Here is a 9,218-nt window from a genome sequence, read left to right as displayed (position 1 = left end):
ACTTTCTCATGGCCATGGACAGCCGCAGCGCAGCCGGAGGTGCGCACGCCCGCGAGGTGTCTCGTTTACTCGTCCTGCAGGTTCGTCCGGGCGGCGTCGCTCATGCCGGACCCGGTTGTGTGCTTAGGGGCGAGGGTCCGCAAGGAGCCGGCGACCCGCGCTCGGTCCACCGGCGACTCCGTGGTTGTCCGAGTGCCGCTGCCGACGCAATACGCGTTCGGATTGACGTAATCTCGGTTATCGGTAATTTTCTGCCGGGAGTGTCCTGGTTTGCACCTACCGTGACTCCAAAGAACGCACAAATGCAGGTAGTCGACTACTCGTGCCTAATGCCCGGCAGAGGACCACACTGGGATGCGAACCGAAGCCGTCGTCCTCGGCGCGTGGGATAACCATGCGATGCAGCAATGAGCACAGGAGGCATGAAAGCAGGTCGACAGCCGTGGGATAACGAAACCCGAGGTGCCCTGTTGCTTGTCGTCCAACCAACGATTGACGTACCCAGTTGCCCAGCGAGGAGGCAACGATGAAACAGGGAATCTGTCATGTCTGAGTCTGGCCCCCCCTTCCCTTATGCCCCCAAGGGGCAACGCACAGGTGAGGAGGTGCACCGACTGTGGGAGGCCTGGGCCTATCGCCTATTCGGCGACAATGAAGAGAAGGCTCGAGCTGCCGGCGACGCTGCGTTTCGTGCTGCCATGAGAGGCGCTTCCGCTGATCAAGCTGCAGGTGCGGGTAGAGCTGCTGCCGCTGCCGAGCCTGCTGGGAGTCGGGGCTACCCCCGGCAAGCCACAGCAGGTTCCACGGACTCAGCCGCGATCCTGACTCCTGGTAAACCCGGCACGGTCGTGGGGCATGCCCGACGCATTCAGAGACAACAGCAGTTGACTGGCGGAACTCCTATCCAAACAGTTGATTTTCAGCTGGAAATTCCCCACTCCGCAGCTGTTCAGGTTCAAATGCGGGGAACATTCCTCGAGGGCTCCCTTAACGACGGGGATGTAGTCGAGGTTCAGGCCAGAAATATGAAAGGCCATCTGATTCAAACGGAATACGCATACAACCGAACCATGAACTCCGAATTACGTATGCGGAGAGGCATATCGGGCGCCTTCGCCAAGACAGAAGCTCAATGGGGCAAGGGGCTAACGCGACTGCAGATTGTCTTGGGGGTTGTTATTGGGGCGATCGCCATTGCTGGCTTTATTGGGATCCTTTGGATGATCTTGCTTGGCCCGGGGCCGAAACCGTGGGACGAGAATGATGGAAATTTGCCTGTGCCATCTGAATGGAACAATCAACCCAATTGGCCGGGCCCGGATGGCGGAACCGATGGCGGAACCGATGGCGGAACCGATGGCGGAACCGATGGCGGAACCGATGGCGGAACCGATGGCGGAACCGATGGCGGAACCGATGGCGGAACCGATGGCGGAACCGATGGCGGAACCGATGGCGGAACCGATGGCGGAACCGATGGCGGAACCGGTTAGTAGTTCTGAGACGTAGATCGCCTCAGTGGAACGGTAGGTACCGCCACATCTGGACTCATCACTCTATTTCTCTCTAGCCAGTTCTATTCGCACTAACCCTGGCCCCGAAATGAGGATTTCCGAAATGAATGACATTGACCCAGATCACCCGGATTTATCCGGACCGGGGCATGATGCGGCGGTGCCGGCCGATCTCGATCTCGGTGGGTCGGGGCATGATGCGGCGGTGCCGGCCGATCTCGATCTCGGTGGGTCGGGGCATGATGCGGCGGTGCCGGCCGATCTCGATCTCGGTGGGTCGGGGCATGATGCGGCGGTGCCGGCCGATCTCGATCTCGGAAAATACAACCAGGATTCAGGATATTCCCGTTTGCATGCCGCGAATTTCGATGGACAGGAACATGTTGTTCACTCGAATGCTACCAACCCGCAAAGCGCTGATGGCGGCAGTATCACCATAGGGGAGGTCACGATTGAAGGACGAACTCCGGATCAGATCAAGAAAGACATTGAGTCAAAGACCGGCGTGTCGATAGGTGATCTATCGAAGATATTGGATATATACCCTGGGGAAGGAAGCGCTAACTGGATCGGTGATATCGAAGCGAAGCTTGAAGAGCTCGGTGTCCTACCTCCAGCCGCAGGGTCCCCACCGAAGGTGGACGGCGAGGATTATTCCGGGCCGGTGCTCGACGAAGTTCTAGTCCCACACCCGTACATGCCCGGGAGGTTTATCTCCGAAGCTCAATATGGACCTGCAGATAAGATTCAGGCAGCAAAGGAAGCGGGTCAGGAGGCTGTTAGGGAACAGGTATTACGTGGATTGGCTGGCGGGCTCGCCGGAATTCGTACCGGCCAGGATGCGTTTGGGACGGCAAACAGAGCGGCCGCAGTCGATCACCGCCCGGCTGCCGCTCAGCAAGCGCCACAATCTGGATCTCCAAATAATTCTGAACCGCCTGGTCGTAGTGGAGGACCACCTGCGTCGGATCCCGCTCAGGCAGCTCGTTATCGGGCGGAACTAGCCTCGAAACATCTGGCTGACGCCGAAAGGCGAGGAGTCGGAAGTGACGTGATAAGAAACCCCATGGTGGGCGGTAGTGGGCTGAAGGCAGACATCCATCATCGGATGGCGAGCTATCTCACTGAAGCAGAATTGGCATCTTCGGTTGTAACTCCGATAAAGGGTGCGGACGGGGTTTCTCGCACCCTTGTCCAGGTGCCAAATTATACTTTTGAGGGAAAGTCCGGAGTGGTCGAATATATTATCGACAAGGATGGGGCTGTAACTCATCAAAAGTTTATACCGGGAGGGGTTATCGGTGCTGGACCGAATCGTGGGGTTAATCGTGGAATGTAAATGATCCCTGCGGTGAATTAAACTCCAGTGTTCACTCTTATATTCATTTGAAAAGTAAAGTTAGACTGTGAGCGTACCTAGATTTTATGGCAGAGTCATCTTTTATGGCAGTGTCATGGTGTAGCTGAGTTGTGCAAACTGGGCAGTCTTTCGATCTGATCAAAAGCTGTGCATATTATCCAGATATACAAGTAATTCGATGCTCCTGGAGTGTAGGGTCTGAGTGCCTGCTTCGCGGTCGCTTCGTGAGGACTTGCGTGTATCCGCCGGAGCGGCAGAACCAACCGGTGCTGACGCTGACGCGGGGATCCAGCGCTCGTCATGGATCTGTTGGATGCATTCGGATCGAGATGCGCGTTGGCTGTGGCCGGACTGAGGTCGAGAACCTCTCCCACTTCAGCAGTAGTGGTCAGTTTTTCAACCCAGTAAGCGTCCTCGTGCCGCGACCGAATCACCTTCACCGTTGGGCACTTCGCTTTTGTGCACGATTTGACATCACTCGGGGATCGAGCATGAGGTGCCGAATGTTACGGATGCTACCGGGCGCTTGAGACGGGCCGGCGTGGCCTCGCGCTCTCCGAGGATTGGACCCTTTCGGGGGCGAAGGGCACATTCAAGTCTCCGTAGATGTTGATATGCCGTATGTCCGAAAACGATCGTTCTCGAAACATAGGCGCGGAGGGGAGGGCATGGTCGCGCTACCTGCGACGACGATGTTTCAAAACTCATGTCGGAAACCAATGGTTCAAAACATTCGTTCGAGATGAGTTGTGGCACCTGATGGGTTCGGTGCATGACTCACGGTGTGCGTAGTAGACGCAGGGACTGGGTCAGGAGGCGCGGGCCGGGAGCACCAGGAGCGTGCCGTCGCCGTGCTTCTCGATCTCGATCACAATATCAGCGCTCGGGGAGGTCGTGCTGTGCGCGGGGGCGAGCGCACGCAGCCGGTACGCAGTCTCTAGCAAGCTGTCGACCTGCTTCCGGGTCATCACCTTGTCGATGAGCCGTTTAGGCGAGCGCAACTCGAGCGCCGACAGCCGCCGCAGGACGTTCTCCACACGGCCTTCCAGGTCTGCGATCCGCTGGTGGTCGTCTCGGAGGCTGCGTACGAAGTTCTCGAAGGAGTTGTCCTCGTTGTCCTGGCCAACCTCAACACCCTGCAGAACGATCACCCGACGCTTGAGTGCGATCGCGAGCGCAGCCAATTCGAGATGGGCGCGGAACTCACCACCGTCGGTGGTGACTCCTGGGAATGCCACTTCCAGTTCGGCAATATCGACGTGGTCGCCGACGACTGCGTCGAGCGCAGCCTCCCACTTCTTCACCCGATTTTCTGCGTTCTGCGTCGCGGCGCTGATCGCGTGAACAGCAGAATCGAGACCGAGCGATGCTCCGATCTTGCCCCGATCCAGAAGAAGCGTCGTAGCCTTGTCGATCGCGTCGCGGCAACCGTCGAGCTCACTTCGCTCAGACTCCAGTTTGTCGACGTGGAGCTTCTCCAAGAGCTCAGTGATGTTCTCGGTGGCCTTCTGACGCTCGCGGTCGGCGTACGCGCTGGCACCAACCGCAACAGCCATAAGCACAAGAGGAGCGGCCACCGTCAGCGCGGTTCCCGCTGCTGCAGTACCCGCCGCAGCACCGACGGCCGTGCCCTTAGCCCCCGCAGCTGCTGCTTCGACCGGCACAAAGGCTGCCTTAGCTCTAATAACGTTCTTGCCGGTGCCAGCGACCAGGTCCCCGTAGATTCCGCCGTCGACCGTTTTTGCTGCCATCGGCTTCACAAGGCCCTTGCCGAACTGCGTAGCCACCTTCGCGGGCACATGCATTCGATAGAGCACTTCGCTCGATTGGGCGACTTGAGCGACAGCAGGCACCTTCGAGGAGTTGGTTACCAGGCGCGAGAGTTCCTGCGCCAGCGGACTCATGGCGTCGAGCGGCAGCCCGCGTGACCGATCGCGCTTGGTCGGGAGTGGGTGCGCTTCCAACGTGACCAACGGAGCCGATGCAAAGGCGACCAGCGCAGACCGGAGCTCGGACAGGCGCTCAGGGCTGAGAGGTCCCTCGTTCGCAAACGCGGGAACGGTCGCGCCCTGGGTAGTGGACAGAGTCCAAACGGGCACCATCGTGCCGGCTGCGTCGCTCATCAATCTCCTTGGTCGGAACCCACACGATATCCGCCGGAGCCGACAGATTCGGCCTCCCCCAGGAAGCTGACCGGCGACGGGAAGACTTCGGAGCAGGAGCCATCCTTCGCTGCTCCAACCGGCTACTTTCGTCGATGTCCACCGTGAACATCGCCGGCTATGCGGTGGCCTGCGTGGCAAGCATCTATTTCCGGTGGGTCTGCTTGGCGACGGTCAGGCCGGTGACGCACAGCACCGCAGACGACAAGCCGGTCAGCCACAGGCCCCACCCGACCTGCGCGCCGACTGTCCGGTTGAACATTTCGGTGGTGATCGAGGTGACGTGGATGATGTCCACGATGGAAATCACCACGCAGATGACACCGGCGACGACCCCGATCCATCGGTCGCCGATACGGGAAACGCCGCCGCGGCCAAGAATCGAGAACAGGGCAATCGCAGAGATGATGCCCAAGGCCAGGGTGACAGCGCCGTCGCCGTCGAGGCCGTTCTTGGAGAACGCCATGAACGTCACCCACGGACCGATACTGCCGATCACGATCCCCACGCTGGCGACCAGGGCAGCAATCAGGTTCGGCAAGTCGTTGGTCGTTGATACCGCTGACGCTGGTCCCGGCGGAGGGGATTGAGGCTGCCCGGCGGTAGGAGAAGCCGAAACAGTGAACGCCTGCGCGGTGGCGAGCGGATCGGTGTGCGTGGGAATGCTCATCGCGGTGGCAAGCGGGTCGCTCCCGGTGGGGGAAGTCGGAGCCGGGGCCGGAGTTGTTTTCCCGGTCCAGTTCTGCCCGTCCCACCAGCGGAACTGCGTCGGGGTTGCGGGGTCCGGATACCAGCCGGGGGCGGAGTTCATCGGGCATCGATCTTTCGTAGTGGACTTTTCACGTGGATCGCGCCCTGAAACCAGGTGTTACTTCCGTAACCGGTCGTAACGGACACCTGGGTCGTTCCATGGAACCCTGAACCGGCTCCAATGACCCCGGCGGACCTGCCCCCGTGTCAGGCCGACGTTCTCGATGCACCCCTCATCCCCAGTCCAGCGAGAACGTGGTCAGTGGACGAGTGCTGCCTCTCGGCCGCGTTCGATCCCCCAGATCGGGGACGAACGCTGTCCCCGTTGGTGTGGTGGTGGTCCGGGTTGTTAAGGACGCTGGAATCGGACTGACCCCATGCGCCGCTGCGCTACTGGTCCTGTGAGGTCAGCCCGATCCTGTGGCGGGTTCGGCCGTGATCTGGCTGAGCAGCGCGGAATGCTCTTCGCGGGTAGGACGCCGGATCGAGGGCACGCGAGGCTTCCGGACAGTGCATCGCTGGTGTCGACAGGGTGTCGGCATCAGTGGAGCCATGCGGTGGCCGCGAGGCGGGCCGTCTCGTCGGTGAGAGTGTTGATGCGTTCGGCTATCGGCGTAGTGCGATCCATGCGTTGCCAGTCCCTGAGTTCGGGTCGAGGACTTCGGCGCGGACGTTCTCGGCGTGGCGTTTCCCGCGTGGGGGACGCTCGCGGCGAACATCGGCACGGTCACCGTCGCGGACCGGCAACGAGCACGATGTCGACAAACGATCGTTTGTGGAACGCGAACAGAGTTCCGCCTTGTACGACGGTTGATCTCGGTCGTGGGTGCGGTGATGCGGTCAGGCGAGACGGCAGTGGCCCCACCGCCGGATGAGTGGGGCCACTGCCCGGGTCTCGTGAAGGAGTCAGTTACCGAACAGGCTCCCCGATCCGGATCGTGAAACCCCGAGACTAGAGACCTACCACAACCGCTGGTGTCAACCTATCTGTGGTGGTGCCGTCCCCCAACTGCCCGTATTCGTTATCACCCCAGCATGTCGCGGTGCCATCGGGCATCAGCGCACACGTGTGACCAGAACGGGTGCCGGCGAGGGCGGTAGCGCCGGAGATCCCGGCGACCATGACAGGTGTCGACCTATTGGTGGTGGTACCGTCGCCCACCCCCCCGTCCCAGTTTCTGCCCCAGCATTTTGCGGTGCCACCGGGCAGCAGCACACACTTGGCGACGAGGGAGGTGGCGCCGGAAATCCCAGCCACCGCGACGGGCGTGAGCCGATCGGTGGTGGTGCCGTCTCCCAACTCCCCCGCCTCGTTCATGCCCCAACATTTTGCGGTGCCGCCGGGCATCAGTGCACACGTGTGAACAGGACCGGCAGCGAGGGCGGTAGCGCCGGAGATCCCGGCGACCGTGACAGGTGTCGACCTGTTGGTGGTGGTGCCGTCCCCCAACTGCCCGTGGTTGTTCCAGCCCCAGCATTTTGCGGTGCCATCGGGCATCAGCGCACACGTGTGACCAGAACCGGCGGTGAGAGCGGTGGCGCCGGAGATCCCGGCCACCACGACGGGTGTGAGCGGTTTGGTGGTGGTGCCGTCCCCCAACTGCCCCTCGGGGTTATAGCCCCAGCATTTTGCGGTGCCACCGGGCAGCAGCGCACACGTGTGTCCGACACCGGCGGTGAGAGCGGTGGCGCCGGAAATCCCGGCGACCGTGACAGGTGTCGACCTATTGGTGGTGGTGCCGTCCCCCAACTGCCCGGCGAAGTTGTCGCCCCAGCATTTTGCGGTCCCACCGGGCAGCAGCGCACACGTGTGATCAGAACCGGCGGTGAGGGCGGTGGCGCCGGAAATCCCGGCGACCGTGACAGGTGTCGACCTGTTGGTGGTGGTGCCGTCTCCCAACTGCCCGTGCTCGTTGTCGCCCCAGCATTTTGCGGTGCCATCGGGCATCAGCGCACACGTGTGACCAGCACCGGTGGTGAGGGTAATGGGTTCACCGGCTACGGCCGAGGTCGCGGCCCCCGGATCCACCCCCTCACGCGCCGCGGTTCCCGGTGACTCGGCACAACCACCCATCGCGAGGACCGCGATCACGGCCGCGACCAGATACGACCACGATGGTCGACCGAACAGCTTGCTGCGCAGCATCATGCATCTCCTGGATACTGGTCGGTTCGCTGGAACCGAAGAGAAACCTTTGTAACCTATGTCGCATCGGCACGTGCCGGCATCGGCCGTTCGGACGACAGAGCCGCCCGGCATGTGCGGTGGAACACCGCGGCCGCGCAGGGTGCGACTGTGCTGGTCAGCCACGAAGGACCTCCCGGAGCAGACTCACCCGGTGAGCATGGTGGTGTTTCGAAAACCTCTGTCCGAGTGGAACAGTCCTGTCAGTGATTCGGATATCCGTCGTTTTCGGAACCTCGGCCGACGATCGTCAGTCAAACAGGGCACGGGCAGCTGGGAAGACCTGCCACAGTCGTGCATTCCCCGATCTCCGATCACTTCGCCGGCACACCCGCGCTCGTCAGTTGCCCCAGTATTCTCGTCGCATGGAGAAGTCTGCTCGGCTCGTCGGTAGGGATATCGGAAAGACAGATCGCGGACCAATGCACTGCTACACAAACATGGCTACTTGAAAGGAGCACCCCGCGACTACTCCGAACCGAGACGGGCAACGACTACGGCTCCGGGAAGCATCACCACCAGGGCAACGGCAATTATCGGCACCGACCCCGCAGCAACCGGGAGCGACCACCCCCGACACGGGCGATTTGACTGTTTTATCCTATCTATGTCTTGAAATGCAACGCCGATTGGCAAGCCTGCACGCGTAGATTGACAACGATCTCTCCAGATTGAAACCTCTGCCGCCTGCGCTTACCTCAAGTAGAACCGTTAGCATCGACGAATTTCTGTCAATCCATCCCGGCAGTCGAGTCCCCGAGTGCGGCGTCGAGGGCGTCCGCATCGAGTCGGGCGAACCCGCACGAGGCCAGCACCTGCACGGTGGTGGAGATGCCAGTGCCTGGGTGCGGGCCATCCGGAATCCGCTCGCCTGCCGCCACACCTCGCCCGGGTCATCTCCAGACATGGTGTGGAATCATCGGGAGGCAAACCACGCTTGATGGATGCCGGTGATGGTGGGGGCTGGAAACTCTTCTTGCACGTCGCCGAGCGGCCCGATCCGTACCGTCCATACATCCGAGCTGGTGTCCACGGGCGCTTCGTTGAACTCGGTGAGAACGAAGCGCCCGTCGTCGCAGAAATATGCGCCTGCCAGCCCATCAGCGCGTCCGCCCCACGCTCCTCCGTTGCGGACACGACAGCGGGCACCGGTGGTGAGTTCGAGCGCCCACGGTTCTGGCGTCGATGGGGGGAATACACGTGTCAATGCGTCCCGAGGGTGGGCACGACTCAGCGACCGGCTCCAC

General features: G+C 61.3%; 5 protein-coding genes and 1 pseudogene. 2 read left to right on the top strand and 4 right to left on the bottom strand.

What is annotated here, in order from left to right:
• Nucleotides 1–884: 884 nt before the first annotated feature.
• Both RZ1_RS30900 and RZ1_RS30330 read left to right on the top strand, forming a co-directional pair.
• A complete protein-coding gene (locus tag RZ1_RS30900) occupies nt 885–1,493 on the top strand; it encodes a hypothetical protein (protein WP_176580857.1) in 609 nt (202 codons plus the stop codon).
• 124 nt (nt 1,494–1,617) lie between these two features.
• Nucleotides 1,618–2,853: a hypothetical protein gene (locus tag RZ1_RS30330; RefSeq protein WP_139282060.1), complete on the top strand. Its 1,236-nt coding sequence runs from the start codon at nt 1,618–1,620 to the stop codon at nt 2,851–2,853.
• 830 nt (nt 2,854–3,683) lie between these two features.
• Here RZ1_RS30330 and RZ1_RS28700 read toward each other — a convergent pair.
• The 4 genes and pseudogenes from RZ1_RS28700 to RZ1_RS31040 all read right to left on the bottom strand — a co-directional run.
• On the bottom strand, nt 3,684–4,997 hold the full coding sequence (locus tag RZ1_RS28700; protein ID WP_072816262.1) for a hypothetical protein: 1,314 nt from the start codon (nt 4,995–4,997) through the stop codon (nt 3,684–3,686).
• A gap of 184 nt (nt 4,998–5,181) precedes the next feature.
• Nucleotides 5,182–5,847, bottom strand: coding sequence for a DUF2510 domain-containing protein (locus RZ1_RS29820; RefSeq protein ID WP_083584003.1), 666 nt, complete (start codon nt 5,845–5,847; stop codon nt 5,182–5,184).
• An 891-nt stretch (nt 5,848–6,738) separates the two neighbouring features.
• Complete coding sequence (locus tag RZ1_RS28685) at nt 6,739–7,935, bottom strand: RCC1 domain-containing protein (RefSeq protein WP_072816260.1); 1,197 nt, start codon at nt 7,933–7,935, stop codon at nt 6,739–6,741.
• Between the two features lie 952 nt (nt 7,936–8,887).
• Nucleotides 8,888–9,218: pseudogene (locus RZ1_RS31040) on the bottom strand (hypothetical protein); the annotation flags it as partial.

Origin of the sequence: Rhodococcus zopfii NBRC 100606 = JCM 9919, from assembly GCF_001895025.1 — a bacterium.
In the GTDB taxonomy this organism is placed as follows: Bacteria; Actinomycetota; Actinomycetes; order Mycobacteriales; family Mycobacteriaceae; genus Rhodococcus; species Rhodococcus zopfii.
The sequence above is the reverse complement of the archived record's forward strand: the minus strand, read 5'-3'. Positions and strand labels throughout refer to the sequence as shown.